This window comes from Ruegeria faecimaris (assembly GCF_900182615.1).
Classification (GTDB): Bacteria; Pseudomonadota; Alphaproteobacteria; order Rhodobacterales; family Rhodobacteraceae; genus Ruegeria; species Ruegeria faecimaris.
The window spans coordinates 70,030-94,518 of sequence record NZ_FXTE01000008.1 but is presented as its reverse complement, the minus strand read 5'-3'; the positions used below and the strand labels follow the sequence as shown (position 1 = coordinate 94,518).

Here is a 24,489-nt window from a genome sequence, read left to right as displayed (position 1 = left end):
ACGAAAATCGGGACTTATACAAAAGGAGAGACCTATGATCCGAGCCGCACTTATTGGACTGGCCCTTTGCACACTCGCCGCATGTGAAACCGCTAAAGGCGCCGGTAAAGATATTGAAAAAGCAGGTGACGCAATTCAGGGCGCAGCCACCGAGGTTCAGGAAAACATCTGATTCCATTCGGAATGTAGCGATCAAGATCGGGCGACATACAAGATATGGTTGCCCTCTGCACCCACACCCGCTATCCTTGCGGACACAGGTGCATAGACGCGGCATTGCATTTCTGACACGATCACGGGGTTCTTGCTTAAACGCTAGAACCCCGTTCCCGTTTTAGGGGGAATTAAATCGCTGCCTGTATGAATCCGGGGCCCGGAAAAAGGAAAAGGCGTCAGGTGCGCAGACGCGGTCTTTGCACGTGCCCAAAGGACACCCCTGACGCCTTACCGGTTCGACACGCCCGAGGGACGTCCCGATCCAGTTGCTTTGTCCCCCTAAGGGGCCACAGCCGCTGAACAGAGCCCGAGGGCCCCGCACAGCACGCATTAACCTTCTGAGAGCTTGATCACCTGTTTCAAACTTGACGCCCAAATCAGCTGATCACGCACCGGTAAGTCTTTGCAGTAGAACAAAATCCTAAGATTTTACTTCACCGCAGCGACCCCCTTGGCCTTTGCGTCCCACCCAGGATCCTAAGAACCTCTGCGGTAACCTGACTGTTACATCGCGGTCATAATCGGGCAAGAAAATAGCACTGCAGCATAAAAAATAGTCGGGGATAAACTGTTGATATCTCGCTGGAGAGTGATGTGGATAACTCTAGATTTTACGTTCCTGCGCAGAGTTGCCATTGGACAAGTGAAATTACGTGCTCGGCCCGGGATTTTGGACTCTTTCTGCAGGCGCAAACGGGCTGCACGACCCTTCTGGGGGTTTTGGTGAGCGATTGCGCCGATCCGATCCCTGATATTTCGAATCAAACCCGCCGTGAACGGGTCGCTCTTTGGCCACGGCCTCCGAGGACCGAGGCATTTTCTGACCAATCAGGGCCACCTGCCCGCACATTGCGCTGAAAGCCTGTTCTGAATTTGAGAAGCGCTCCGGCCCGGTTGAGTTACCTACTAAGCGCTGCGGCAATTCGCAGCCAGTACCCCCTAAATTCCAACCGGACCAGAGACGCTTCAGTTCACCTGGAGACCAGAGACGAGCCCGGAACTCGTTCGATCGCGCAGGCTACGCAAATTCAAAATTACATACAGCCCAAGGATCTTGCGCCAGCCCACGCAGCCAACCTAAATGAAGGGGCATTTACCGCTTCGATAGTTGAATTTGCTGTCACTGGCTCACCTCCTGTGCTGGGCCTTTCGCTGGCCTTTTACACAGATTGGGTGGCTGAGTGCCGGTTGCAACTTACCTGAAGGAAGCTTCATGAAGGCTTTAAAAAAGCCTAACCAGATTGTCGCGCTTAGGCCCAGGCCAGCGCGGTGCCGATCACGACCAGGGAAATGCCAAACACTTCGCGATGCGAGAAGTTTTCGCCAAACAGAAAGAATGAGGCGATGGCGATCAGAACGACCTCGGCCCCCAGAATGCCAGTATAGATTATGCCCAACCGTTCGTCGCGCAGCGCGGCGAGTTCGAGCGTCGCCCCGGCCAGCAGGGTCGCGACGATCAGCAGGCCAAGCCCCAAGCCGGGGATTTTCCACCAGAACTTCATCGCGACCATGGCAACGGAATAGAGACCCGCTGACCCGAGGGCAATGAAGGGGATCATGGATGTGGACATCTGCGCCTCCTGCTAGGGTTCTGCAACGTAAACTCTAGCAGGCCAGCCGGGATGCGGCTGTGAGGTTGGTCACAATGGGCCGAACAGGCCTTATCCCGCGATCTTTCGGGTCACCAGATACGAAACCGGAAACGCCGCAATAAAGCCAGCTCCGGCAGCGATCAGGATAGGGTATAGCGTCGTATACCCCATCGACAGAACCGCAATGACAGCGGACCCGGCAAAGGTGGAGCCAAGGAAGATATGTACGATCAGCATCAGGGGAAGCATGGGGGCCTCATATCAGGGATTCAACTTTCGCGGATCCTAGGATTGAGCGCACACGCGGTCTTTGATCTGGGTCAGAGTGAGCGGCGTCTTGGAATTCGTCCAGTGGACGAATTCAGCCGCGAACGGGCGGAGCCCTGGCTCGTAAAAGCTCTTGCGACGCTCAGTCAACAGAGGTTAGGGCAGCGCCGGCCCGAGGGGGTGAGGCCCGTCTGGGAAATGGTCCAATGGACCGTTTCAGGGTCGAACGGGCGGAGCCCCAGGGCGCAAACGCGCCGCCAGTTTTGCCGCAGGCAAACCTTCGGTTTGACGGGGGCGGGTCATTCCGGAGGCATGCTTTCAGCATGACGCCGCCCGGCGATGTGAGTAGAATGCATCACATTGATTTCCAGTCCATTATTGGAGACCAACCCATCGCGTAGATCGGCAAATAACCGAGCATGACTGATCACTGACTGTGACATGACTTGATCTTGACATATCTTTGAATGTAAAATGACTGGAGTTGAGAGGGTTTGTGAAGGAAATTTTCAATGTGGGGCTATGAAGATGAAAGGCAAAAAGCAGCCATGGAAGGACCTATTACACCTGACAACTGTGGGGAAAAATTGAAATTGGTAAGAGAAGTTTCTGGCCTGTCGCGAAGAGAGCTCGCGGAGGTGCTAGAATGCTCGGAATCGACAATTTATCGACTTGAAACCAAGAAAAGCGCTGCAACGCCTGAGTTTATGAATCTTTTAAAGGCGCTAGTTATTATCGGTCGACACAAATTCAGCCAGCTGACGGACAGCGAAAGAGAAACTCTCCTTGATACACTTGGCGCGGTCGGGGGAACTGCCTCAGGAATAGCTGGATCTGTAGCGGCAGTTTCGGTGGCCGGTTCCGTGAGTGGATTATCTGCTGCGGGGATTACGTCGGGCCTTGCAGCAATTGGTGGAGGAACAATGCTCGGTGGGATTGGCCTAGTAGCTGCCATTCCGGTCGCGGCCGGCCTTGCTGGATATGGCCTAGTGAAGGGAATAAAATCTATTTGCGACGCAAATGGACTGGACTGCGTTGAAGTTGACGGTCGATACGAGATCACACCCAAAACGGATAAAAACCTGCAAGATGAACCCTTAGAATAACAACCTTCCACGAGCTGGCACCCCACTTTTGCAAAGATTGGGGTGCCCAAATATCATGTGAGATACCTTAACTATCCATTTTCAACGCTGAGATGAATGCCTCCTGAGGTATATCAACCTTCCCGAACTGACGCATCTTTTTCTTACCCGCCTTCTGCTTGTCCAGCAGTTTGCGTTTCCGCGTGGCGTCGCCTCCGTAGCATTTGGCGGTCACGTCCTTGCGCAGGGCCGAGAGGGTCTCGCGGGCGATGACCTTACCTCCGATTGCGGCTTGGATCGGGATTTTGAACATGTGGCGCGGGATCAGGTCCTTGAGCTTCTCGCACATCGCCCGGCCCCGCATCTCGGCCCGGTCACGGTGAACCATGGTCGACAGCGCATCGACCGGTTCGTCATTCACCAGCACCGACATCTTGACCAGCGCGTCCTCGGTATAGCCGGTCATCTGATAATCAAACGAGGCATAGCCCTTGGTCACCGATTTCAGGCGGTCGTAGAAGTCAAAGACGACCTCATTCAGTGGCAGGTCATAGACGACCATCGCGCGCGAGCCCGCATAGGTCAGGTCCATCTGGATGCCGCGGCGGTCCTGGCACAGTTTCAGTACGTCGCCCAGGAATTCATCCGGCACAAGGATGGTCGCCTTGATGCGTGGTTCCTCGATATGGTCGACCTTTGAGGGGTCGGGCATGTCGGCGGGGTTGTGCAGCTCGATCATCTCGCCGTCTTTCATGAAGACGTGATAGATCACCGAGGGCGCGGTGGTGATCAGCTCGATATCATATTCGCGCTCAATCCGGTCGCGAATGACCTCAAGGTGCAGCAGGCCAAGGAAGCCGCAGCGGAAGCCAAAGCCAAGTGCTGCCGAGGTTTCCATCTCAAAGCTGAAGCTGGCGTCATTCAGCGCCAGCTTGTCGATCGCGTCGCGCAGGTCTTCGAATTCGGAACTGTCGACGGGGAAGAGGCCACAGAACACCACCGGCTGCGCGGGTTTAAAGCCGTCCAGCGCGATTTCTGCGCCATTGCGGTCATTGGTGATGGTGTCGCCAACGCGGGTGTCGCGGACCTGTTTGATCGAGGCGGTGAGGAAGCCGATCTCACCCGGGCCGAGGCTGTCGACCATCTCCATCTCAGGCCGGAAAACGCCGACGCGGTCGACATGGTGCAGGGTGTTGTTCGACATGAACTTGACCCGCATGCCCTTTTTCAGGGTGCCGTCCATGATGCGGACCAGAACGATGACGCCGAGATAGGCGTCGTACCAGCTATCGACCAGCATCGCCTTGAGCGGTGCATCCAGATTACCCTTGGGAGCCGGCAGATGGGTGACAATGGCCTCCAACGTCTCATGGATGCCCTGCCCGGTCTTGGCGCTGACCTGAATCGCCTCGGACGCGTCGATGCCGATCACATCCTCGATCTGTTCGGCCACGCGGTCACAATCGGACGCAGGCAGGTCGATCTTGTTCAGCACCGGCACGATGTCGTGGTCAGCGTCGATGGCTTGATACACGTTCGCCAGCGTCTGCGCCTCGACCCCCTGGGTCGAGTCCACAACCAGCAGAGAGCCTTCGACCGCGCGCATCGACCGGCTGACCTCATAGGCAAAGTCGACGTGGCCGGGGGTGTCGATCAGGTTCAGCACGTATTGCTCGCCATTGTCGGCGGTATAGTCGATGCGGACCGTGTTGGCCTTGATGGTGATGCCACGCTCCCGCTCGATATCCATGCTGTCGAGCAGCTGTTCCTTCATGTCACGATCCTTGACCGTACCGGTCTCTTGGATGAGCCGGTCAGCAAGGGTGGATTTGCCATGGTCGATATGCGCGACGATGGAGAAATTGCGGATATGAGCGAGGTCTGTCATGGATTGGGGATATGTATAGATTTTGAGGTTTGGTCAATGGCTGCTGAAACAACAGCGGCGATCAAATTTGAAACAGAGAACAGCTAAGGCGCAAATACATCAGTATGCTCCATCTTGGGCCTGCTAAATCTTACCTAACGCTCCTACCCATGACCTTCGACTAGCTGCAGTTCTTTCATACTTCGTTTGAAACATGCGTCGGGAACCTTGGCATCACTGTCAGCCTCCACGATGATTTCCCAAGTGGACCTAGCAAGATCGCCGGTGACACGCTTACTGGCCCAATAAACTTCGTTCGAAATTACACTTTCCAACGGGCTGCGCGGTGACAATGGCGTCGTAAGGTAACTTCCGCCGGTTGCAGTACATTCCGAAATAGAGTCCGGGCATTGATCTTCACAGAAATTTCGAACCGGCGTCCAAGCTCGGATATTGCCGCTGTGTTTAATTGCCGCTTCACGCGCTTCGCCATCTTCGACCAGTGCGCGTGGCGAGAGATGGCCCCAAGCAAACTCAGACAGTCGGAAATGCTCATTACCAGTCAAAGTTCTAGGAACACTAGCCGATCCTGCATATGGGCTGTCTGAGCCTTGTGAAGCTTGAAAAAGCGCCCATGCCAATAATACATCAGCCTCTTCGGGAAGTTTGTCATCCAGACCCTGCAAGACAGAAACAAGTTCTTCAGCCTCACCATTTAACAGCATAGATTGCGCAGCAATTATTGCTGTCTGCGGCTCGCCCAACTCTATGAGCGTTGCAATTGCCGGAGCCTTCTCTCCTATCTTGGACGCTTGAAGAAGCGCCAGGGCTAAGGCCTCTGAGTTCTGTGCTTCGGTCAGCCAAGATTTACCAGACAGACCGCCGGGTTTGCGCAACAAAGCAATGCGCTCCTTGCGCTCCATATCTGTAGTAACATGAGAGTGGTATTTGCTGCCGCTTGCTATACTCGCCAGCAAGATTTGCGCCGCAGTATTGCCTTGTTGCGCCTGTCCAGCCAGATTTTGCAATGCGACCAAATCATCGCCATCCAACCATGCTTGAACCGCCTCGTTGAATTCCGGCACGTCTTCGCCTTGCAGAGAACCAGAATCTGACAAAGCTGCTATCGGAGACAAACAGACTGCGATCGAGAAGAAAAACGTTTTGATCGAAACCACAAAATTGCTCCTTGAATAAGCTGCTTTTATTCATTTCCGACGCACCTCAGTGCGTAGTTGTGCCCTCGTCAAATCAACACCGTTTGATTTGCCTGTCAAAACAATTGATCCCTCCCCCCGTTTGATTCATACTCCGCCACAGACCGAGAGGGGCATCAGACCCGTCCGGGCAGGCAAAAACGAGGCAAGAGCATGAAACAGTTCCTCCTAATCGCATTCTGCGCGGCATCGCTGACGGCGATGGCTCCGGCACCCAGCGAGGCTGCGCAGATCAAACGGGCGTGTTTGGCGTCGGACCGGTCGGCGGCTACGCGGGCACGGTGCAGTTGCATTCAGCGCGTCGCAGATCAGGCGTTGACGCGGGGCGATCAGAAGACCGTCGCCAAGTGGTTCACCGACCCCCATCAGGCGCAGGAGTTGAAGATGTCGCAGACTTCGCGCGATGATGCGCTGTGGGATCGGTACAAGAACTTTGGCCAGATGGCGCAGGCAATCTGCAACTAAGCTGGTCACGCTGCTTGACCTGATGCGCACTGCACCTCAGATATGGCGCAGCGAAAGGTGTATCAGATGGTAATGAAAGGGCTGACCCTGCGGGGCCTTGAGGTGTTCGAGGCTTTGGCGCGGACAGGATCGGTGGCACAGGCCGCCGAGATCACGGGGCTCAGCCAGCCTTCGGTTTCTCAGCAGTTGCGCAATCTGGAAAAGGCATTGGGCACTGATCTGGTCGATCACGGGCGACGACCAATGCGTTTAACGCAAGCCGGCCGCAGCTTTCTGGCGCGGGCCGAGGTCGTGCTGGCCGAACTGCAAATGGCCCAAAGCGAACTGACCGTGATGGATCTGGGGCATCTGACCACCCTCTCCATCGGTTTGATAGACGATTTCGACAACGATCTGACCCCGCGGCTGGCGACTTTGCTGGCCGACAGCCTGACCCGGTCGAAATTCAAACTGATCACGTTGCCCAGCCTAAACCTGTTCGCCGAGCTAGAGGCGCAGAGGCTGCATATGGCTGTATCCGCGCATTCCGGAGAGGTCCTGAAGGGTGTGATTGAATACCCTCTGGTTCAGGACCCTTTCATTCTGGTGACCCCAAAGGGTGTGGGGAATTCAATACAGGACCTGCCCTTTCTGCGATACGCCCGAGATCAGCTGATCAGCCGCCAGATCGAGGCGCATCTGGCGCGCCAGCAAATGGAGTTCGAGGAACGGTTTGAAATCGGCTCGCACCAGGCGCTGATGGCAATGGTCGCACAGGGGCTTGGCTGGGCGATCACAACACCACTGGGATATATGCGTGCGACCCGGTTTCATGACGGGATGGAGGCGCATCCGGTCCCGTTCGGTGACTTCGCCCGCACAATTTCGCTGTTCACCCGCTCTGACTGGTCGGACCAAGTACCCAAAGAGGTTGCAGACATGATCCGACGGCTGATGCGGACCCAGATTGTTGATCCGGCAGTCGCGCAGGTGCCGTGGCTGGGCGGGCAGTTGAAGGTGATGAGTTAGTGTAGGGCACCGCAGATATTGGAAGCATAATTACCAACGCGCCGTGTGTTTCTGCCACCATCTTCATACAGAACTGAACTAGGGTTAGCTTTGCGAACCGAAGCAACCGCTCGACGAATCTCTGCTACAGCAATCGCAAACCTGTGATAGCAAATTGGAATGGCAACGATATCAACACAGACGAGATCAACTATTCCCTATCCGCTTGCGGTTGCGGGCGTTCTTTTCGCCTCAATTTGTTTCGGGTTGGTTCCCTTTTTTAGCCGAGGGCTGACCGAGCAAGGCGTCGCGCCTTATGCCGTCGCGTTCTATCGCTACATCGTTACGGCAATTCTGCTGCTGCCTGTTCTTATTATACACCGAAACGCTTGGCGCGAGATTGCTTGGGGGCTTTCGGCAGGCGCGGTAATGGGCCTTGGATGGATTGGATATGTGACGGCGCTGGAGACATTACCCGCATCGACTGTGGGCGTTCTCTATATGACCTATCCGGTTTTCACGCTGATCATTGCCTGGGCTTTGTTCGCCGATACTCCCACAAGGCGCGCATTGTTCGCCTCGGGCCTCATTACGTTGGCGGCACTCATTGCAGGATCGCCCGCATCCGTTCCTATACAGCACATACCAACGCTTCTGATGTCGCTAGCAGCCCCAATCGGGTTCGGCTTCGGAATATGTGTCTTGGTTCACAGGTTGTCCCGCATCGCACCGCTTGCGCGCATTGCTTCGGTTTCCTTGGGATCGGTTCTCGGGCTGTTGCCGCTGATGTTGAACGCCGATGTTGCCAAGTTGCTCCCGCAGGGGCATTCCGACTGGATTTTGATCGTCGGAATTGGCCTGGTCACAGCGCTTGTGCCACAGCTCATTTATACGATCTGCTCGCCGTTGATCGGCGCTTCTCAAACTGCGGTCGTCGGCAGCATTGAATTGCCGACGATGTTTGCTGTGGGCTTTCTTGCCTTTGGCGAAGCAATCACAACACCACAGGCCGTAGCCTGCGCTTTGGTTTTGGGTGCGATTGCAATCACCAGAAGCCGGACGACACGCACCTTATCCACTGTGATTGCGAAAGAACCAAACAGGTGAGCTTGGTCCCGATGCAGGCGTCGATTGATTTTACACCTGAATGTCGAAGACATCAAAGCATCTACAACTAAGCCCTCAGATGTGCGTCAAGACCTGCGACGGCCTTTTCGATCAAATCCAGCGTGCCCTCGAAATCACGGGTGTAATACGGATCGGGCACATGATCCGCGCCTGTCTCAGTAGCGAAATCAGTCAGCAAGCGAACCGGAGTTTTGTTGCCACGGGGACGCAAGTTTTCGATATTGGTAAGGTTCTCTGCATCCATTCCGATGATCAGATCAAAGCGGTCAAAATCTTCGGCCACGAATTTGCGCGCGCGCAGATCGCTGATGTCGATACTACGGGCATGAGCAGCCTGCTGCATTGGGCCATAAGGCGGGTCTCCGATGTGCCAGCCAGAGGTTCCGGCGCTGTCGGTGGCATGATGCGGCGCACGGGCGCGAAAGGCACCTTCGGCGGCCGGAGACCGGCAGATATTGCCCAAACAGACGAAAAGGATACGGTGTGTCATACAACCGGGTGTAACGCGTGAGGCGGAAATGGAAAAGATCGTCATTCTGACCGGTGCCGGGATTTCCGCCGAAAGCGGGCTGGGCACATTCCGCGACGAAGGAGGTCTGTGGGCGCAGCACAGGATCGAGGATGTCGCCACGCCCGAAGGCTTTGCCCGCAATCCGGCGGTGGTGCACAAGTTCTACAACGCGCGCCGTGTGCAGGCTGCACAGGCGCAACCCAATCCGGCCCATATCGCGCTGACCCATCTGCAACGCAACTGGCCCGGCGAGGTTATCATCGTGACCCAGAATGTCGACGGCCTCCACGAAGCCGCAGGATCCGAGAATGTGATCCATATGCACGGCACCCTCGCTGGGGCCTTATGCACCACCTGCGATCACCGCTGGGTCGCCCCGCCCGAGATGTCGGTGGGTGAACCCTGCCCCGCCTGCGGTGGCCCAACCGCCCGACCCGATGTTGTATGGTTCGGTGAGATGCCCTATTTTATGGACCTGATCTACGATCACCTGGCCAATGCTGCAATCTTCACTTCAATCGGCACCTCGGGTCAGGTCTACCCCGCCGCAGCATTTGTGCACGAGGCGACAATGTCAGGCGCACGAACCGTCGAGTTGAACCTAGATCCGTCATCCGGCGCCTCGAGTTTCGATCAGGTGATACTTGGCCCTGCATCCGAAACCGTGCCACGCTGGGTTCAAAAGCTGCTGCGCGAATCTTAGCCCGCCAGACCGGCACCAAAATTATTGATACGACAATCGAAATAAGAGGCTCCCATGACCGACCCCCACCACACGCGCGAAGAAATCCTGGACGATTCCAGTATGGAGGGCCGCGATACATTTGGCGACCAACTGGCAAATCTGTGGTGGACCTTCCTGTTGCGCGGATGTCTGGCCGGAGCATTGGGGATCGCCGCGCTGTTTTGGCCAACGGGCAGTATCTCTTTGCTGTTGCGACTGGTCGGCCTGCTTTTGGTTCTAGATGGCGGCCTGACCCTACTGGGCTTTGGACGGCGCGGATTGATCGGCGGCGTCGGCATCGGGGCACTGTTGATCGGACTTGTCCTGTTGATCTGGCCCGAGGGTGTTGCGCGGCTGACGTTTTTCCTGCTGGGTGCTTGGGCGCTGATCGTCGGCATCGGTTCGTTGCTGGCATGGCGGCAGATACCCAGCAACAACCCGGATGCCGTGACGGTGCGAAACTCGGGGATCATTGCGCTGATCATTGGGTTGGTGCTGTTGTTCTGGCCCGGCAGTGGCATGGTCGCACTGGGGTGGGCCATTGCCTTTTCCGCTCTGGCTTTCGCCGCCGTGATGTTCTTTCTGGCAGTGCGCTTCAAACGGGCGCATGACCGCGTTTCGATGCGGGTTGTTAACCGTTGAAGCGATAGGCAAACAGGCCGGGCAAAGCCCGGCCTGACGCGTGGATGACGGCCGCATAGCGGCTTGAAGGTTGACGTGACCTTAGTTCGAGTGGGCGCCCATGTCTTTTCGTTCCAGATCAACCGGCACGTCGATCTCAACCTCACCGGCTTTTTCAAAAACCAGCGTCACAGGCACAGTTGCACCATGTTCAAACGGAGCAACCAATCCCATGAACATCACGTGATCGCCCCCACGCTTGAGCGCATGCGCACCACCGGCAGGGATGACGAACCCCTCTTCGACATGGGTCATCTGCGCCACGCCGTTGGCATCGATCAGATGCGTGTGCAGCTCAACCCGTGCAGCCGCCTCCGATTCCGCACGAACAAGACGGTCATCCGCCTCGCCCGTGTTCTGAATCACCATAAAGGCCGCGCCCGCTTTCGCCGTTTTGCCGGCGGAGCGCGCATAGGCATCTTCTAGTGTGATGGTTTCCTGCGCCATTGCAGTGGTGGCAAATGCGGCCGCAGCCAGGGTTGCCAAAAGTTTGGAAGTGAGGGACATTGCGCCTCTCCTATGTCAAGTGTCTGAAAAAGTTAAATTTAATCAGGCTCTTGCAGGTGGCGCGCGGGCGGGCTGAAACGGAACGGGCGCTGCTATTAGGCTCCTGTCGCCGCGCTCTAAAAATGGCCCGGCATAACTTGGTGCATCGGGCAGCACATGTGAAACGACAGCAATAGCACCCAGCAACGTCAGCGCATAGTCGGGGCAGAAATGCGGGGGCTTTGCCGGTTGCCCCTCGGCATCCATATAGATCACAACAGGACCAACACCAGTACACAGCACCATCTGCCCGACTGCGGTATCAACGCCACGCGACGCAGCCACCCCTTGACCGGTCAGAATGACCAGCAGCGACAGGGCAAATGATAGAAATCTGTTCCGAAAGTGTTTCATCCTGCCTTCGGTATACGCCCGAGACAAAAAGGGCTTCAAGCACAATCGAATGCGCCAGAAGCCCTCGGGTCATTTTGGTCAGTACGAGGTCAGTTGTCCAATCCAGGACGTTTGACAGACCCTTTGGTCAGGCTAGTATGCAACCTGTTCACCTGACGCTGCATCCGCACACATGTCCCAAACGTCTTGCCAAAAAAGGCCGCCAACAGGGAGAGGGAATCAAAGGATTTGAAAGACATGAGATCGAACTCCGCCAATAGAATATGAACAAACATATTCAAACATCAGAACACTGTATGTGAACAAGATCACGCTCTGACGGCGAAATCGTCTAAACTCAATCAGACAAAAGAAAAGACCCTGCACCGTTCGGGTACAGGGTCGAAATCTTTGATGAAAAAGAACGTTTAGACCGCAGCTTGAGCCTTGGCGATTTCTTTTTTCACTTTCAGTGCGTTGGTGGACAGCTCGTCATCCTTGGCTTTGGCCAGGAACGCATCCAGACCACCACGGTGGTCAACTGAACGCAGGGCAGCGGCCGAGATACGCAGCTTGACGCCACGACCCAGGGTTTCCGACTGCAGGGTTACGTCGTTCAGGTTGGGCAGAAAACGACGACGAGTTCTGTTTTTGGCGTGGCTGACATTGTTGCCAGTCATCGGGCCTTTTCCGGTCAGTTCGCAACGGCGCGACATGGTTTCTTCCTTTGTATCTGCGGGCTGGGTACAGGACCCGTGGCCAAATCACAAGGGGCGCAACCCGAAGTCGCGCCCGAAAACTGGTTGGATGCGTTTAGTGGGAATCACAGGAAGGGTCAAGACGGGCCGTGCGAAATCTTTGCACCCATCTTAAACTCTATAAGACCTAGGCGCCATTGCGTTGAAGCAAGGGTTTGTTGTTCTTCAAATGCCGCTGGATCAGGTGGGACTGTTGGCGTCCACATGGTATGAACCGGGCCGGGTTTTCACCATGATTTTCGATCAGTTCCGGAAAGATTTCGAAAATTTCTTGCCGCGCCTCCGATCCGAGGGATTTCAGGGCCTCGACTCCGGTGAACAGGCTTTCGGTTGGGGCATCTTCGGCAAAGATGACATGATGGCGATCAAATAGCAGGTGAAAATACTCAACCGATTGCACGGCCTCATCGATATAGATTCCCGGCAGTGAGGTCAGTTTGATCGCCGGAATCAGAACTTCGGTGGTGCCGAACATGCGTTCCGCGATTCTGGACTGCACCAGCATCCTGTGCTGGCGTGAGACCAGAAGATCGCGATGCGGCAAACCCTCGCCCAGCGCACCTGCAAGGATTCGTACCGGCAAGAGCCTGGGATTTACCAGCAAGGCGGCGCGGTCAAACTGTCGACGACCGATCCAGCGTATAGGCTGAGGGTCGCACCCCATGGTCGGGACCATGTCCCCGATCCGTAGCGCTTGGATTGCTTTCATGCCGTCCTGCGTCAGGATGTGCGTGTCACGGGTAAAACAAGGAACGCCACTTCCGTTCTCAAAGGCAGAATATGTGACCGTGATACCGGATGGTAGGGTGAATGTCCCGCTGGACAGGGTATAGCCTACGCCATCTACGACGTTAATGACGCCAAAATTGGTATCGGTGATGACGGTACCCACAGGTAAGTTCAACGTGTCGGTCCCGCCGCCACCCCGCAAATCACCACTGACGCTGGTGCTGGTGAAATTCAGGGTATCGTTGCCGCTCCCCAGCCGGATGTTTCCAACACTCGAGCCACTGATATCGACAGTGTCGTCATCCGACCCGCTGGCAATCCTGCCACCAATGGTGCTGCTGGTGACGGTGATCGTGTCGGAGCCGGCATTGCCGATGACATTCCCGGTAATCGTGCTGTTATTGATGTCGACGTCGTCGTCGCCACCCCGGCCGCGGATATTATCAATCGGAGTTCCAGCCGGTGAACCGTTCAGGGTCCCCGTGTCATTGTTAACGTCGATATCGTCGTTGCCGTTGGTCCCAGTAATATCGGGCATAGCTGACGGTTCCCGCATATCCGGCCTGGCGACAGATGCGCGGCCTTAACCTGAGTTTGCATCAAGTTTGGATCAACTTGCAACCTATGGGCGATAACCCACCGATCCGAAATCAGAAAGAGAATGAGATCAAAGGCTTGAATAAGGCCTTAGCCAGCGACTAAAGCAGACAACATATGTTCCGCCGCAACCGACGGACTGAGCTGACCAGTGCTGACCTGCGAGCCCAGACGCTCCATTTCCGAGCGCGCTTGTGGAGTCGCCAGACGCGCCAGAAGGGCAGACCGAACCTCTTGTTCGAACCAATATTGTGCTTGCGTGGCGCGGTTGACCTCCCAGTGGCCATTTTCACGGCGCCATTTACTGAGGGACTGCATCTCCTCCCAGGCTTGAGCCAGCCCATGTTCCTCGACCGCTGAGACAGTCATCGCTTTGGGAAACCCTTCCGGGTCCTGGGGGCGTTTACGCAACAGACGCAGCGCCCCGGAATAATCGGCGCAGGTGCGAGTGGCAGCAGATTTCAGGTCACCATCCGCCTTGTTGACCAAGATCATGTCGGCCATTTCCATGATACCGCGCTTGACGCCCTGCAGTTCGTCACCGCCCGCCGGGGCAAGCAACAGCATAAACAGATCCGACAACTCGGAGACAACCGTCTCCGATTGCCCGACACCAACCGTTTCGATCAAAACAACATCGAACCCAGCGGCCTCACATAAAGCGATGGCCTCACGTGTGCGGCGGGCAACACCGCCCAGGTGCGACTGGCTGGGTGATGGACGGATAAAGGCGTTTTTCTCGCGGCTCAGGCGTTCCATCCGGGTCTTGTCCCCCAGAATGGACCCGCCCGACCGAGTCGAACTGGGATCAACTGCAAGAACCGCAACGCGCAGCCCCTGCCCTGTCAGCATCATGCCAAAGCTTTCGATGAACGTGGACTTGCCGACGCCGGGCGTTCCTGACAATCCGATCCGCAGGGCCTGGCGGCCCTCTTTGGTCAATCTGGTCAGCAGTTCCGTCGCCTGCGCACGATGATCGGCGCGACCGCTTTCCACCAGCGTGATACCACGGGCCAGCGCGCGCCGGTCTCCGTTCAAAATCCTGTCACTCAGGCTGTCCAGTTCCATTTCGCCCCCAATCAGTTGCGGCAGTTCTAGTTGCCGTCCCAATGAGGGGTTTGTCCAGACCAGAGCGCACAAGAATTTACCTCTGGGATATGCGCTCTCCGGGTATAAGAGACGGAACTGGACCTTGTCGTACCGTTGGCGGATAAAGCCCGCATGATACGCCTGCCCATCGACGACGCCATTCCTGACCTTCTTGCCGCCCTAAAGGCTTCGGGCCGCGCAGTGCTGCAGGCGCCTCCGGGCGCGGGGAAAACAACACGAGTGCCGCTGGCGATACTCGAGGCGGGGCTATGCGATGGCAAGATCGTGATGCTGGAACCCCGCCGCTTGGCGGCCCGGGCTGCTGCTGAGCGCATGGCCGATACGCTGGGACAGCGCATGGGCGACACAGTTGGTTATCGCGTGCGGGGCGAGGCGAAGGTATCGAAATCGACCCGGATCGAGGTCGTCACCGAAGGTATCCTGACCCGGATGCTGCAAGTCAAACCCGATCTGCCCGGCATTAGTGCGGTGATTTTCGATGAATTCCATGAACGGTCCCTGAACGCGGATCTCGGCCTGGCCTTGTGCCTTGAGGTCGCCGGGGCATTGCGGGACGATCTGATCCTGCTGGCAATGTCGGCAACGCTGGACGCTGAACCCGTGGGGCGGTTGATGGAGGCCCCCGTTGTGACGTCCCAAGGGCGCAGCTACCCGGTCGAAACACGTTGGCTGGACCGACCGCTAGGACAACGGGCGCGAAAGCTGGACGCATTGGTCGATCTTGTGGTTCAGGCCGAGCGCGATACAGAAGGTGGGATGTTGGTGTTCCTGCCCGGAGAAGGCGAAATCCGCCGGGCAGAGGCCGCCTTGGCTGGCCGGCTATCCAGCAAAGCTACGGTGCGACCACTATTCGGCGCGATGCCTTTCGCTGCCCAGCGCCAAGCGATTGCACCGGTCGAAACCGGTCGCAAAGTGGTTTTGGCTACGTCCATTGCCGAAACCTCGTTGACCATTCCAGACATTCGCGTGGTCTTGGACATGGGACAGGCTCGGCGGGCGCGTTTCGATCCGGGTTCGGGTATGTCCAGACTAGTAACCGAGCGGGTGACGCGCGCCGAGGCAACGCAGCGCGCTGGCCGCGCTGGTCGTGTCGCCGAAGGCAAGTGCTATCGCTTATGGTCGAAGGGCGAAGAAGGCGCGCTGGCCGCCTATCCCCCGGCCGAGATCGAGGCAACCGACCTGACCGGGCTGGCGCTGGAACTGGCACTTTGGGGGGCGGACCCCAAAGAACTGTCTTTCCTGACCCCTCCACCAGAGGGCACGATGACAGAGGCACGCACGTTGCTGATGATGCTGGGCGCGCTGGATGGGAAGGGACGGATCACCGACCACGGGCGGTCACTAGCGGCGCTACCTCTGCACCCGCGATTGGGACATATGCTGGAACAGGTCGGCCCCGCCGCCGCACCTTTGGCCGCTCTCATGGCCGAGCGCGATCCCTTACGGGGTGCGCCGGTGGATATGTTGCTTAGGCTCGAAGCCATGCGAGATATGCGCGCCTTTCAACGCAACCGTGTCTGGCAGGTCAACATTGGTGCGTTAGAACGGATAAAAACCGAGACCAAGCGGCTGCAAAGCAAAGGCAACCTGTCCGACTTCAGCCCAGCGGCAACAGCTGCACTCGCCTATCCCGATCGCATTGGACAACGGCGCAAAGGGGATGAGCCGCGTTATGTGTTGTCAGGAGGGAAGGGTGTTGTGCTGGATGGCAGCGATACGCTGGCTGCCGCGCCTTACCTGGTTGTGACCGATACCGATGGCAACCCCCGCGAAGCAAAGGTGCGCATGGCCGCACAGATCTCGGAAAAGGAAATTCGTGACTTGTTCGAGGATCAGATCACCTGGATCGAGGTCTGCGACTGGTCAAAACGTGACCGCCGTGTCGTTGCGCGCAAACAAGAACGGCTCGGCGCAATCACGTTGAGTGATCGTGTTTGGAAAGAGGTTCCGGACGAAGCAGTTGCATTGGCGATGCTGGATGGCGTCCGTGATCTTGGCCTGCGATTGAACGGGGCCGCTGCGCGATTGGCGGCACGGGTGGAACTGGTCCGGACCGAAGGCGCAGAGCTGCCTGATTTCTCGATCGAGGGGTTGACCGACACGCTGCAAGACTGGCTGTTGCCGATGCTTTCCGGCGTCCGCAATGCTGAAGACTGGAAACGGTTCGACCTGTTGCCAGCGTTGCGCGCCCGACTGGACTGGGCCCAGACGCAGGAACTGGACCGGCGCGCTCCAGGGTCGTTTGAAACTCCTCTGGGGCGAAAGGTGCCGATAGATTATGGCGGTGCAGTACCGGAAATCTCGGTGCGGCTGCAGGAACTGTTTGGCGTAACGCGCCATCCGGTCATTGGCGGTGAGGCCCTCAAGATCACGCTTCTTTCACCGGCCCAACGACCCATCCAGATCACGCGCGACCTGCCCGGTTTCTGGGCTGGATCATACGCGGATGTGCGCAAAGACATGCGCGCGCAATATCCCAGACACCCTTGGCCCGAAGATCCGACCAAGGCCGACCCCACCTTGCGCGCAAAACGTCGTAATTAGGCGGGCGTCGGGAATTTTCGTCGAGAATTCTTGGCATGAAGATGCGGAAAGCATGGTGATTCCGGGCGTTCATTGAAGATTATCTGTTTCATTGCTATGTGGGCTGCTCAGGTAAAACCCGGGTTCGAGAACGACAAACATGACAAAATGGCTGCGAAATATTTGGGAAGAGGTCGCCCGGCCTCTGTTCCTGCGCCCCCATCGGGTGCAGTTTGGCGCCTTGTGCACCCGCGAAACACAGGACGGGCTGCAGGTTCTTTTGATCACCAGCCGGGACACCGGACGCTGGATCATCCCCAAAGGTTGGCCGATTGATGGCCTGGACGGCGCCGAGGCTGCCCGGCAAGAGGCCTGGGAAGAAGCCGGCGTGCGCGCCCAATCCCTATCCAAAGACCCTGTTGGGCAATATACTTATGACAAGATCCTGAAAGACGGGGCCAGCCAGACTGTGGTGACCAATGTCTATCGGATCGAAGTGCAGGAACTGGCCGATATCTACCCCGAGGCCGAGGAAAGGACCCGCGAGTGGGTTTCGCCCGTGATAGCGGCCAAACGTGTTCAGGAACCCGAACTGCGCGCTTTGCTGCTGCAGCTGTGACACCTCCACAAAAAGTGATGACGCCACGGTTGCTCGTCTGAGCGAAACCGTATAGCCGCGGGTGTTCTTTTGGAAGCCGCCCGCAATAGCCTGATGTCGAACCCAAGCTCCAAACCCCGTTGGCAATCGCTGGACAGCGATCTGGCGCGCATCTCGCGCGTTGAGTATGCCAATGCCCATGTGGCACGCCCCATGCTGGCGCCGGGTATCGCCTTCGCCTTTATTGCGCTGGCCGGGCTGACGGCCGCAGTGGTTTTTGGGCGGGCTGATGGCGGGTTGATCGTTGTCGCGGCAGCGGGTTTTGGGGCCTATATGGCCATCAATATCGGCGCAAATGACGTTGCCAATAACATGGGCCCCGCTGTCGGGGCCAACGCGCTGACCATGACCGGCGCAATCGTCATCGCCGCCATCGCAGAAAGCGCGGGGGCCTTGCTGGCAGGTGGGGATGTAGTGTCGACGATTTCGAAAGGGATTATAGACCCGGCATCGGTTCACGACAGCACCGTCTTTATCTGGGCGATGATGGCGGCTCTGATTTCTTCAGCCATGTGGGTCAACTTGGCCACCTGGGTCGGCGCGCCTGTTTCGACCACACATTCGGTGGTAGGGGGCGTCATGGGGGCGGGCATCGCGGCAGCTGGCCTAAGCGCGGTCAGTTGGACCACGATGAGCGCCATTGCCGCCAGTTGGATCATCTCTCCTGTGTTAGGTGGAATTATTGCCGCTGGCTTTCTGGCTTTGATCAATGCCAAAATTCAGTATCAAGACGACAAGATCGCCGCTGCCCGCCGTTGGGTGCCGATACTCGTTGCTGTCATGGCTGGTGCCTTTACCACCTATTTGGCCGTCAAAGGCCTGAACAAGCTTGTCAAAGTTGAGCTTGAAGTCGCTTTGCTGTTCGGTCTGGCCACAGGATTTCTGACATGGCTGGTGACAGTCCCTTGGGTGCATCGCAGATCAGAAGGACTTGAAAACAGAACGAAGTCTCTGAAAACGCTGTTTGGGCTACCACTTATTATCTCAGCAACATTTCTTAGCTTTGCCCACGGCGCCAATGACGTGGCAAATGCGGTTGGTCCGTTGGCGGCAATCGTGCATACGGCGCAATTCGGGGATTTCGCTGCACAAGTCGCAATTCCAACCTGGGTTATGGTGATCGGAGCGCTGGGAATTTCCTTTGGGCTGTTCCTGTTTGGCCCAAAATTGATCAGGATGGTCGGCAGTCAGATCACCAAGCTCAACCCAATGCGCGCATTCTGTGTCGCCCTTTCTGCGGCGATCACTGTGATCCTGGCCAGTTGGCTGGGCCTGCCCGTCAGTTCCACCCATATCGCAGTGGGAGCGGTCTTCGGAGTGGGCTTCTATCGCGAATGGCATGCCGAGCGGCGCAGAAAGAACGCGAACCACCAACGCCTGCCCGAACGGCGCCAGGCACAGGAAGAGAAAAAACGCCGGAAACTCGTCCGTCGCTCGCATTTCATGACGATCGTGGCTGCCTGGATCATAACGGTCCCCGCTACCGCAGTGTTATCAGCCGCTATCTTCTGGACACTGACGGCTTTTCTCTAACCCATCAGCTTCGGATTTGCTCGGGAGTAAGCGGGGATTTTGGGTTCTGTGCAATCTTTTCGCGAACCTGCGCGCAGATTGGGGTCGCAATGCCTTGCTGCTCGCCCAAACGGATGATCTCGCCTTGCAGACTGTCGATTTCCGTTGGGCGCCCTGCCATCAGGTCATAGGCCATAGAGGTGCGCGCCGAAGGGTCAATGATCAGCATCCGGGATGCGACCCGCGAAAACAAAGGCGTAGGCAGACGCAGGATATACGGTGTCATCCATGCGGGCAGCGGCGTCATTGACACAATCGGTTGTCCTGCGGATCGCAACACGGTCAGAGCCTCGGACATCTGATCTGCCATCAGTTGGCGCCAGTTGCGGTCCAGCAACTGCTGTTTCAACGACAACCCGGACAGCGCATTCAGCGCGTTATTGAGATTGATCACCAGCTTGCCCCATTGGACGGCTTCGATCTGGTCACTCTCTGACACCGGTAGGTCGGGGCCAGTCAGCTTTGCTCCCAAATCGCCGAGGCCGGATTGGATAACGATTTCACCAGAAGTCGCGCGATGAAATCCGCCGGTATCTGTCGGTACGACGTTGAACGGCACCATACCGGCGCGGACATCGTGGTGCGGAAGCATCGTATGTAAGGTGCCTGCATTTTCCAACCCGTTCTGCCAGGAAAGGATCACAGCCTTTGGTGCATATTTTCCGATTTGCTTCGCCATCTCTTCCGTCGCGCCGGTCTTTACCGTGACAATGACTATTTCAGCATCACTCAGTTCCGCCGGATCTTCGGTCAGGGACAGGTTGGTCACATGACACCGCAGGCCTGAAAAATCTGTGACCATCAGCCCCTTATCCCGGATCGGGTCGAGGATTCGTGCCCGCCCCAACAGGGTGACATCGTGACCGGATCGGGCCAGCAAAGCCCCGCAGTAACATCCAATGCTGCCCGCCCCCGCGATTGCGATCCTCATGACGCCCCTCCCCTTCGGTCAAAGATTGCCGCGATCCGCCTGTCAGACAAGGCCAACTGACGCGAGGTCAGCGCGCGCGCCTCGGACGGGTGCGTTCAAGGTCTTCTGAAATCGGGATGAAGTCTTGATCGTCCCCCGGAGGCAGTTGAAAAGCCCCTTTGGCCCAGTCCGCCGTTTTCCATTCGCGGGTGGCTGCTTCTATCTTTTCCTTTGAGGACGACACGAAGTTCCACCAGATATAACGATCCTCGTTCAACGTCGCACCTCCAAGCAACATTAGCCGCGCACCCTGCGGCCCTGCCTGAACGGAAAGGCGATCCCTTGGCCGAAACACCATCATACGACCTTGGGTGAACTGATCGCCGGCGATCTCAACCGTTCCTTCCGTCACATAAACACCGCGGTCTTCTTGATCATCAGGCAAAGGAAAAGAGGCCCCGGGGGCAAGCTGCACGTCCAGATAGAAGGTTTCAGACAGTGTCGTGACCGGGCTGCTTTCACCATAAGCCGAGCCAAGGATGAGACGAGCGCTGATCCCAGCATCCTGAATATGGGGCAGCGCAGATTGTTTATGATGTTCGAAGTCCGGTGCAATATCTTCCTGTTCCTCTGGCAGCGCGATCCAGGTCTGAATGCCAAAAAGACTGTGTCTTTTGCTGCGCGTTTCCTTGCTGGTGCGTTCAGAATGGGTCACGCCACGTCCTGCAATCATCCAGTTGACCTCACCGGGATAGATCATCTGATGGGTGCCCAAGCTATCACGATGCTCAAATTCCCCTTTATACAGGTAGGTGACCGTGCCCAACCCGATATGAGGGTGTGGCCGAACGTCTATACCGCCTTCTGTGATGAATTCTGCAGGACCGACCTGGTCAAAGAAAATGAACGGGCCAACAAGCTGTCGTTTGACCGAGGGTAGCGCGCGGCGCACCTCGAACCCACCCAGATCACGTGCACGAGGAATGATCAGTGCCTCTAAAGACGGGTTCTCAGTCAAACGATCGGGGTTGTGAGACGGGTTCCAGCTCATTCCAGTTTCTCCCTTTTTCGGCAGGCAACGGTTCGCCCCTGCAAGATGCAGGCCGCTGCACCTGAAAGAAACCTCAAAAATTGCACAACTCCGGTGGATTTTTGTCCGTTATGACATATCATTAATGTTATTACATAATAATTCTAACAGAAGTTCCACCTGAGAAAAGAACCATCCAAACAGCTCGCTATCCGATCACCTGTTTGACGGGGAATGCAGGGCATTTTTGCTGCCCTGCAAAGGAATGTTGCTTGCGGCCAAAGAATGTGTCAGTCGCCGTGCTTCAGATAGACAAATTGCCAAACACAATCACGCCAGGCGTTTGGCATAAGACGCACGGTTCAGTTCGACCTCTTGCACCGTGATGCTGCCAACCTCGGGCATGGCAACAGTCAGAACATCCAAAACGGTAGCGTTCAGTTCAGCTCGCGTGGCCTCATCCCGGCCCTGCATCAATAAAAGCGTCGCATGGACAAAGGTCTGCGGTTCGGTCCCGATCCGAAAATAGGTGACCGGATTGGCACGGATCTTAAGGGCCGGTGCATCAAACTCAGCATGTTCAGAAAGCACCGCAAACAACTTCTCGCAGACCGCATGGAAATCATGTTTCTCTTCAAGGCCCTGAGAGAATTCGAGGACTAAATGGGGCATTGTGCACTCCGGAAATCATGAGAGAGCACGCGGCTCTCTCTTGCCATTTTCATGTGTTCAGACACCCAGACACCAACGCATAACGGCCTTCTGGGCGTGCAGTCGGTTCTCGGCCTCGTCAAAAATGACCGAGTTCGGCCCATCCATGACATCGGATGTCGCTTCTTCTTCGCGGTGCGCAGGAAGGCAATGCATGAACAGCGCATCGGGTTTGGCATGGGCCATCAATTCGGCGTTTACCTGATAAGGACGCAGCAGGTTATGGCGCCGTTCTTTCGCGGATTGAGAGTCGTGCATCGAAACCCAGGTATCGGCGACAACTAGATCGGCCCCATCTACAGCCTTGTAGGGGTCCCGTTCCACAACAATCTTGGACCCTTTTTGACGGGCAAAACCCATGAAATCCTCTTCGGGGTCGAATTGCGCCGGGCCCGTAAAAGTCAGATCAAACCCGAACTGGCCCGCCGCGTGAAGGAACGAGGCACACACATTGTTTCCATCGCCAGTCCAAACGACTTTCTTCCCAGCGATCGGGCCTCGGTGCTCTTCGAACGTCAGAACATCGGCCATGATTTGGCAAGGATGGGTGCGATCGGTCAGGCCGTTGATCACCGGCACGTCCGAGTATTCCGCCATTTCGGTTAGGATGGTTTCGTCAAATGTCCGGATCATGATCATATCGACATAGCGCGACAGCACGCGGGCGGTGTCAGCGATGGTTTCGCCGTGGCCCAACTGCATGTCCTTGCCCGAAAGGACCATCGTCTGACCACCCATCTGGCGCACGCCCACATCAAAGGACACGCGCGTCCGGGTTGACGGTTTTTCAAAGATCAGGGCGACCATGCGGTCTTTGAGTGCCAATTCGTCATCCGGTGCCGCCTTTGGCTGCCCCAGACGCGCCTGCTTCATGGCAGCAGCCTGGTCGATCATGCCCCGCAAAGCGGCTTCATTGGTTTTGTGAATGTCGAGGAAGTGCTTCATGTCGTTTCGCTTTTCTAATCGGGTGGGCTCAGGCAGACGCCAGATTGCTATCGACCTGCGCGGCCGTTTTCTCCAGACGAATAACCGCCTGTGCAATGTCGTCCTCTGTCAGGGTCAAAGGCGGCAATAGGCGGATCACATTGTCAGCGGCGGGAACGGTGATGAGGCCGTTATCATATCCCGCATTCACCACGTCCAAGTTGGTCGCCTTGCATTTCAGACCCAGCATGAGCCCTGCGCCGCGCACCTCTTCGAACACGTCCGGATGATTTGCAATCAATCCTTCGAGCTTCTGGCGCAACATGCCCGCCTTGCGATTGACCCCGTCCAGAAAGGCGGGGGTTGCAACCTGGTCGATCACCGCGCAGCCCACCGCGCAACCGAGAGGGTTTCCGCCATAGGTCGACCCGTGCGTACCTGCCGTCATGCCGCTGGCCGCGTCTTCGGTGGCCAGCACCGCACCCAGAGGGAACCCTCCACCGATGCCCTTGGCGACCATCATGATGTCAGGCGTGATGCCCGCCCATTCATGGGCAAAAAGTTTACCGGTACGCCCAACGCCGCATTGGACCTCGTCGAGGATCAGCAACAGGCCATTGTCGTTGCAGATCTGACGCAGCGCTTTGAGCTCGGCATCAGGGACGGGGCGAATACCGCCCTCGCCCTGAATGGGTTCGATCAAGATCGCCGCGGTCTTGTCCGAGATCGCATTGGTGACGCCGTCAAGATCACCAAATGTCAGGTGTACAAAGCCGGGCAGCAGCGGGCCAAAGCCTTTGGTCATTTTCTCGGACCCCGCAGCGGCGATACCTGCCGAAGACCGACCGTGAAACGAACCGTCAAAGGTGATGATGTCGACCCGTTCGGGCTGATCTTTATCGTAGAAATATTTGCGTGCCATTTTCACAGCCAGCTCGCAGGCTTCCGTGCCTGAATTGGTAAAGAACACCGTGTCGGCAAAGGTATGTTCAACCAGCTTATCAGCCAGCGCCTGCTGCTGAGGGATGTTATAAAGGTTCGACACATGCCACAGCGCGTGGGCCTGTTCCGTCAGCGCGTTCACCAGCGCCGGATGCGCATGGCCCAGTGCATTCACAGCAATCCCCGCGCCCATATCCAGAAAACGTCGGCCATCCGCCTCGGTCAGCCAAGCGCCTTCGCCCTTCACAAAGGTCAGGGGCGCACGATTATAGGTCGGCAGAACGGACGGGATCATCGGATCATCCTTTTCGATATGTTGAGCCCCGTGAGTGATACACGAGGGCCATGTTCGTCAACTGATTTGGTGGGAGATGCGCCGATTTGGGCAGCGCAAAAGGATCAAACG

Annotated in this window: 25 protein-coding genes; 10 read left to right on the top strand and 15 right to left on the bottom strand. The window is 56.8% G+C overall.

Annotation, left to right across the window (positions count from 1 at the left end):
- Positions 1-34 precede the first annotated feature (34 nt).
- On the top strand, positions 35-172 hold the full coding sequence (locus FN806_RS13785) for an entericidin A/B family lipoprotein (protein WP_142638111.1): 138 nt from the start codon (positions 35-37) through the stop codon (positions 170-172).
- Positions 173-1,466: 1,294 nt separating this feature from the next.
- Here FN806_RS13785 and FN806_RS13780 read toward each other — a convergent pair.
- Entirely contained in the window at positions 1,467-1,787 is a 321-nt protein-coding gene (locus tag FN806_RS13780; RefSeq protein ID WP_142638110.1) for a hypothetical protein, read from the bottom strand.
- 90 nt (positions 1,788-1,877) lie between these two features.
- On the bottom strand, positions 1,878-2,057 hold the full coding sequence (locus tag FN806_RS13775) for a CTP synthetase (RefSeq protein ID WP_142638109.1): 180 nt from the start codon (positions 2,055-2,057) through the stop codon (positions 1,878-1,880).
- A 530-nt stretch (positions 2,058-2,587) separates the two neighbouring features.
- On the opposite strand from FN806_RS13775, the gene FN806_RS13770 reads away from it, so the two are divergent.
- On the top strand, positions 2,588-3,181 hold the full coding sequence (locus FN806_RS13770; protein WP_142638107.1) for a helix-turn-helix domain-containing protein: 594 nt from the start codon (positions 2,588-2,590) through the stop codon (positions 3,179-3,181).
- Positions 3,182-3,248: 67 nt separating this feature from the next.
- Here the strand turns inward: FN806_RS13770 and lepA are convergent, their stop codons facing one another.
- A complete protein-coding gene (gene lepA / locus FN806_RS13765) occupies positions 3,249-5,048 on the bottom strand; it encodes a translation elongation factor 4 (protein ID WP_142638105.1) in 1,800 nt (599 codons plus the stop codon).
- Between the two features lie 143 nt (positions 5,049-5,191).
- Positions 5,192-6,205, bottom strand: a complete 1,014-nt coding sequence (locus FN806_RS13760) for a hypothetical protein (protein WP_142638103.1) — start codon at positions 6,203-6,205, stop codon at positions 5,192-5,194.
- A 192-nt stretch (positions 6,206-6,397) separates the two neighbouring features.
- On the opposite strand from FN806_RS13760, the gene FN806_RS13755 reads away from it, so the two are divergent.
- From FN806_RS13755 to FN806_RS13745, 3 genes are all read left to right on the top strand, one after another.
- A complete protein-coding gene (locus tag FN806_RS13755) occupies positions 6,398-6,709 on the top strand; it encodes a hypothetical protein (protein WP_142638101.1) in 312 nt (103 codons plus the stop codon).
- A 66-nt stretch (positions 6,710-6,775) separates the two neighbouring features.
- Positions 6,776-7,717: a LysR family transcriptional regulator gene (locus FN806_RS13750; protein WP_142638210.1), complete on the top strand. Its 942-nt coding sequence runs from the start codon at positions 6,776-6,778 to the stop codon at positions 7,715-7,717.
- Between the two features lie 159 nt (positions 7,718-7,876).
- On the top strand, positions 7,877-8,803 hold the full coding sequence (locus tag FN806_RS13745; RefSeq protein ID WP_142638098.1) for a DMT family transporter: 927 nt from the start codon (positions 7,877-7,879) through the stop codon (positions 8,801-8,803).
- 67 nt (positions 8,804-8,870) lie between these two features.
- Here FN806_RS13745 and FN806_RS13740 read toward each other — a convergent pair whose 3' ends face one another.
- Complete coding sequence (locus tag FN806_RS13740) at positions 8,871-9,314, bottom strand: low molecular weight protein-tyrosine-phosphatase (protein ID WP_142638096.1); 444 nt, start codon at positions 9,312-9,314, stop codon at positions 8,871-8,873.
- Between the two features lie 28 nt (positions 9,315-9,342).
- Here FN806_RS13740 and FN806_RS13735 point away from each other — a divergent pair, with 28 nt between their 5' ends.
- Positions 9,343-10,038 (top strand): NAD-dependent deacylase, encoded by a 696-nt coding sequence (locus FN806_RS13735; RefSeq protein WP_142638094.1) that lies wholly within the window; start codon positions 9,343-9,345, stop codon positions 10,036-10,038.
- A gap of 54 nt (positions 10,039-10,092) precedes the next feature.
- Positions 10,093-10,701, top strand: a complete 609-nt coding sequence (locus tag FN806_RS13730; protein WP_142638092.1) for an HdeD family acid-resistance protein — start codon at positions 10,093-10,095, stop codon at positions 10,699-10,701.
- A gap of 81 nt (positions 10,702-10,782) precedes the next feature.
- On the opposite strand, the gene FN806_RS13725 is transcribed toward FN806_RS13730, so the two are convergent.
- The 5 genes from FN806_RS13725 to meaB all read right to left on the bottom strand — a co-directional run bounded on the left by FN806_RS13725 (position 10,783) and on the right by meaB (position 14,771).
- A complete protein-coding gene (locus FN806_RS13725; protein WP_142638090.1) occupies positions 10,783-11,247 on the bottom strand; it encodes a copper chaperone PCu(A)C in 465 nt (154 codons plus the stop codon).
- A gap of 42 nt (positions 11,248-11,289) precedes the next feature.
- Complete coding sequence (locus tag FN806_RS13720) at positions 11,290-11,640, bottom strand: hypothetical protein (protein WP_142638088.1); 351 nt, start codon at positions 11,638-11,640, stop codon at positions 11,290-11,292.
- A gap of 407 nt (positions 11,641-12,047) precedes the next feature.
- A complete protein-coding gene (rpmB, locus tag FN806_RS13715) occupies positions 12,048-12,335 on the bottom strand; it encodes a 50S ribosomal protein L28 (RefSeq protein ID WP_142638086.1) in 288 nt (95 codons plus the stop codon).
- 169 nt (positions 12,336-12,504) lie between these two features.
- Positions 12,505-13,644: a Hint domain-containing protein gene (locus FN806_RS13710; RefSeq protein WP_142638084.1), complete on the bottom strand. Its 1,140-nt coding sequence runs from the start codon at positions 13,642-13,644 to the stop codon at positions 12,505-12,507.
- Positions 13,645-13,793: 149 nt separating this feature from the next.
- Positions 13,794-14,771: a methylmalonyl Co-A mutase-associated GTPase MeaB gene (gene meaB / locus FN806_RS13705; RefSeq protein WP_142638208.1), complete on the bottom strand. Its 978-nt coding sequence runs from the start codon at positions 14,769-14,771 to the stop codon at positions 13,794-13,796.
- 153 nt (positions 14,772-14,924) lie between these two features.
- On the opposite strand from meaB, the gene hrpB reads away from it, so the two are divergent.
- From hrpB to FN806_RS13690, 3 genes are all read left to right on the top strand, one after another.
- Positions 14,925-17,357 carry an ATP-dependent helicase HrpB gene (hrpB, locus tag FN806_RS13700; RefSeq protein ID WP_142638082.1) on the top strand — a complete coding sequence of 811 codons (2,433 nt, stop codon included), beginning with the start codon at positions 14,925-14,927 and terminating at the stop codon, positions 17,355-17,357.
- Positions 17,358-17,496: 139 nt separating this feature from the next.
- Entirely contained in the window at positions 17,497-17,955 is a 459-nt protein-coding gene (locus tag FN806_RS13695) for an NUDIX hydrolase (protein ID WP_142638080.1), read from the top strand.
- A 93-nt stretch (positions 17,956-18,048) separates the two neighbouring features.
- A complete protein-coding gene (locus FN806_RS13690) occupies positions 18,049-19,527 on the top strand; it encodes an inorganic phosphate transporter (protein WP_142638078.1) in 1,479 nt (492 codons plus the stop codon).
- A 4-nt stretch (positions 19,528-19,531) separates the two neighbouring features.
- On the opposite strand, the gene FN806_RS13685 is transcribed toward FN806_RS13690, so the two are convergent.
- The 5 genes from FN806_RS13685 to FN806_RS13665 all read right to left on the bottom strand — a co-directional run bounded on the left by FN806_RS13685 (position 19,532) and on the right by FN806_RS13665 (position 24,378).
- A complete protein-coding gene (locus tag FN806_RS13685; protein ID WP_142638076.1) occupies positions 19,532-20,497 on the bottom strand; it encodes a 2-dehydropantoate 2-reductase in 966 nt (321 codons plus the stop codon).
- A 67-nt stretch (positions 20,498-20,564) separates the two neighbouring features.
- Positions 20,565-21,527: a pirin family protein gene (locus FN806_RS13680; RefSeq protein WP_142638074.1), complete on the bottom strand. Its 963-nt coding sequence runs from the start codon at positions 21,525-21,527 to the stop codon at positions 20,565-20,567.
- A 309-nt stretch (positions 21,528-21,836) separates the two neighbouring features.
- A complete protein-coding gene (locus FN806_RS13675; RefSeq protein ID WP_142638071.1) occupies positions 21,837-22,178 on the bottom strand; it encodes a 5-carboxymethyl-2-hydroxymuconate Delta-isomerase in 342 nt (113 codons plus the stop codon).
- 57 nt (positions 22,179-22,235) lie between these two features.
- Entirely contained in the window at positions 22,236-23,162 is a 927-nt protein-coding gene (gene argF / locus FN806_RS13670; RefSeq protein ID WP_142638070.1) for an ornithine carbamoyltransferase, read from the bottom strand.
- A 28-nt stretch (positions 23,163-23,190) separates the two neighbouring features.
- Positions 23,191-24,378 (bottom strand): aspartate aminotransferase family protein, encoded by a 1,188-nt coding sequence (locus FN806_RS13665; RefSeq protein ID WP_142638068.1) that lies wholly within the window; start codon positions 24,376-24,378, stop codon positions 23,191-23,193.
- Positions 24,379-24,489: the final 111 nt, after the last annotated feature.

What these genes read in the sequence shown, in the direction of transcription:
- FN806_RS13665 (WP_142638068.1), bottom strand. Translation starts at nt 24,378, where the DNA reads ATGATCCCGTCCGTTCTGCCGACCTATAATCGTGCGCCCCTGACCTTT.
- FN806_RS13680 (WP_142638074.1), bottom strand. Translation starts at nt 21,527, where the DNA reads ATGAGCTGGAACCCGTCTCACAACCCCGATCGTTTGACTGAGAACCCG.
- FN806_RS13710 (WP_142638084.1), bottom strand. Translation starts at nt 13,644, where the DNA reads ATGCCCGATATTACTGGGACCAACGGCAACGACGATATCGACGTTAAC.
- FN806_RS13770 (WP_142638107.1), top strand. Translation starts at nt 2,588, where the DNA reads ATGTGGGGCTATGAAGATGAAAGGCAAAAAGCAGCCATGGAAGGACCT.
- hrpB (WP_142638082.1), top strand. Translation starts at nt 14,925, where the DNA reads ATGATACGCCTGCCCATCGACGACGCCATTCCTGACCTTCTTGCCGCC.
- argF (WP_142638070.1), bottom strand. Translation starts at nt 23,162, where the DNA reads ATGAAGCACTTCCTCGACATTCACAAAACCAATGAAGCCGCTTTGCGG.
- FN806_RS13780 (WP_142638110.1), bottom strand. Translation starts at nt 1,787, where the DNA reads ATGTCCACATCCATGATCCCCTTCATTGCCCTCGGGTCAGCGGGTCTC.
- FN806_RS13690 (WP_142638078.1), top strand. Translation starts at nt 18,049, where the DNA reads ATGTCGAACCCAAGCTCCAAACCCCGTTGGCAATCGCTGGACAGCGAT.
- meaB (WP_142638208.1), bottom strand. Translation starts at nt 14,771, where the DNA reads ATGGAACTGGACAGCCTGAGTGACAGGATTTTGAACGGAGACCGGCGC.
- FN806_RS13740 (WP_142638096.1), bottom strand. Translation starts at nt 9,314, where the DNA reads ATGACACACCGTATCCTTTTCGTCTGTTTGGGCAATATCTGCCGGTCT.
- FN806_RS13730 (WP_142638092.1), top strand. Translation starts at nt 10,093, where the DNA reads ATGACCGACCCCCACCACACGCGCGAAGAAATCCTGGACGATTCCAGT.
- lepA (WP_142638105.1), bottom strand. Translation starts at nt 5,048, where the DNA reads ATGACAGACCTCGCTCATATCCGCAATTTCTCCATCGTCGCGCATATC.
- FN806_RS13775 (WP_142638109.1), bottom strand. Translation starts at nt 2,057, where the DNA reads ATGCTTCCCCTGATGCTGATCGTACATATCTTCCTTGGCTCCACCTTT.
- FN806_RS13725 (WP_142638090.1), bottom strand. Translation starts at nt 11,247, where the DNA reads ATGTCCCTCACTTCCAAACTTTTGGCAACCCTGGCTGCGGCCGCATTT.
- FN806_RS13785 (WP_142638111.1), top strand. Translation starts at nt 35, where the DNA reads ATGATCCGAGCCGCACTTATTGGACTGGCCCTTTGCACACTCGCCGCA.
- FN806_RS13755 (WP_142638101.1), top strand. Translation starts at nt 6,398, where the DNA reads ATGAAACAGTTCCTCCTAATCGCATTCTGCGCGGCATCGCTGACGGCG.
- FN806_RS13685 (WP_142638076.1), bottom strand. Translation starts at nt 20,497, where the DNA reads ATGAGGATCGCAATCGCGGGGGCGGGCAGCATTGGATGTTACTGCGGG.
- rpmB (WP_142638086.1), bottom strand. Translation starts at nt 12,335, where the DNA reads ATGTCGCGCCGTTGCGAACTGACCGGAAAAGGCCCGATGACTGGCAAC.
- FN806_RS13745 (WP_142638098.1), top strand. Translation starts at nt 7,877, where the DNA reads ATGGCAACGATATCAACACAGACGAGATCAACTATTCCCTATCCGCTT.
- FN806_RS13735 (WP_142638094.1), top strand. Translation starts at nt 9,343, where the DNA reads ATGGAAAAGATCGTCATTCTGACCGGTGCCGGGATTTCCGCCGAAAGC.
- FN806_RS13720 (WP_142638088.1), bottom strand. Translation starts at nt 11,640, where the DNA reads ATGAAACACTTTCGGAACAGATTTCTATCATTTGCCCTGTCGCTGCTG.
- FN806_RS13750 (WP_142638210.1), top strand. Translation starts at nt 6,776, where the DNA reads ATGGTAATGAAAGGGCTGACCCTGCGGGGCCTTGAGGTGTTCGAGGCT.
- FN806_RS13695 (WP_142638080.1), top strand. Translation starts at nt 17,497, where the DNA reads ATGACAAAATGGCTGCGAAATATTTGGGAAGAGGTCGCCCGGCCTCTG.
- FN806_RS13675 (WP_142638071.1), bottom strand. Translation starts at nt 22,178, where the DNA reads ATGCCCCATTTAGTCCTCGAATTCTCTCAGGGCCTTGAAGAGAAACAT.